The following is a 1,294-nucleotide window of genomic DNA, read 5'->3' as shown; positions in this document are numbered from 1 at the left end:
TTTTCTTGCTTTCAAGCTGTGTTTGATGAGTATGGCAAAGCTGCTTCCAGTCACCAAATCTACTGAGTATCTTGCCTATTAATGGGTCTTTAAACTGTGGTCTTCCCCATGCACCGGTTCTTCTGATCGCTGTGACAACATCGCTCCATGCTTGCTCTGCTTTTTGTTCAGCATTACCGCTTATGTACTGAATGATGTCGGCAGGTTTTGGGAAAAAAGCTCCGCTGTGGGTTGAACGAATATGGGTAGACAGCCCTGACTTAATTTGTTTAGGGCTGTAGGGTTTTAACACTTCAAAAGTTAAAGTGAGCAGCTGTGCGCTGAGGTTCTTACCATAAAGATTGGCTACGGTAGCCCATACTTTGGCAAACTCAGTTTTATCATTAGCGTTCATTGATAATTTTCTCCGACGTTGAATGCGCCCAGTTATCAGCTTCCTTATTATTTTCAGATTCCAGTTGTTCCTGCTTATTCGGTTGGGCTTGTACGTGACGGTTAGTGATGGTGGTTCGGATATATTCATCCTCCCACTGTCGATTAGCTAACCAGTTATGTGGCAGTGGTGTTTTAAGTGGATCACGATACTGAGTCCGAGACTGCTTTTGCTCAATCCACTTATCAATGACCGTTTGAGCAAGCTTGGTATCAATATGTAACGTAAGTTTGTTCCATTCTTGCTGTGCCTTGGCTTTTTTCTCTTTGCGAATTTGCAGTTGCCAGAAACTATCGAAATCAGATGTTGGCGTTGCTTGTATAGGTTGCTTGTCACTAGACGCTGTTTGGTTACTGTTTATTGAAATTGAACAAAATTGGTTGGAGTAATAAGAGAGGAATTCAGCTGGTAATTTATCCTTGTAATGATAAAGCGTTTCAGCGATAGCACTTCTGGCAATAAAACCTTCGGGTATATCTTTGAGTAAGTAAAACGCTGCTTTACCTTGGTTGGGATTCTCAATCGGGTTGAATTTTAAATAGTTAGAGATCAATAACCAGCGAGTTTTATGACACCAAACAATAAAATTAGATTGAGTAAGTTGCTCAAGTGCTTGTGAAACGCGTTTGTCGGTGAACTTTAAATCCGACTTGATATAACCTAAAGGTAACCGAAAGCAGCCGATTAAATTACAATGCTCAGAGCTTAATAATTACAATGCTCAGAGCTTAATAATTACGGAACCCATCAAACATGGGTAACAAATTAAGAAGAAAAATCTGAGGAGAAAAGCTTTATTTTTGAGATAATAAGTCAACCACGACAACTATCAAAATAAAATGGCGATTCTGAACAAAACAC

General features: G+C 39.8%; 1 protein-coding gene and 1 pseudogene. Both read right to left on the bottom strand.

Features of this window, described 5'->3' with window-relative positions; all coding sequences use genetic code 11:
* Positions 1-394 (bottom strand): annotated as a pseudogene (locus tag JQC92_RS22300) (DUF6475 domain-containing protein); the annotation flags it as partial.
* Positions 384-986 (bottom strand): hypothetical protein, encoded by a 603-nt coding sequence (locus JQC92_RS22295; protein ID WP_205001718.1) that lies wholly within the window; start codon positions 984-986, stop codon positions 384-386. The pseudogene JQC92_RS22300 and the gene JQC92_RS22295, both read right to left, overlap by 11 nt.
* Positions 987-1,294: the final 308 nt, after the last annotated feature.

Origin of the sequence: Parashewanella hymeniacidonis (assembly GCF_016900895.1) — a bacterium.
Classification (GTDB): Bacteria; Pseudomonadota; Gammaproteobacteria; order Enterobacterales; family Shewanellaceae; genus Parashewanella; species Parashewanella hymeniacidonis.
This window is presented reverse-complemented; position numbering and strand designations above follow the sequence as displayed.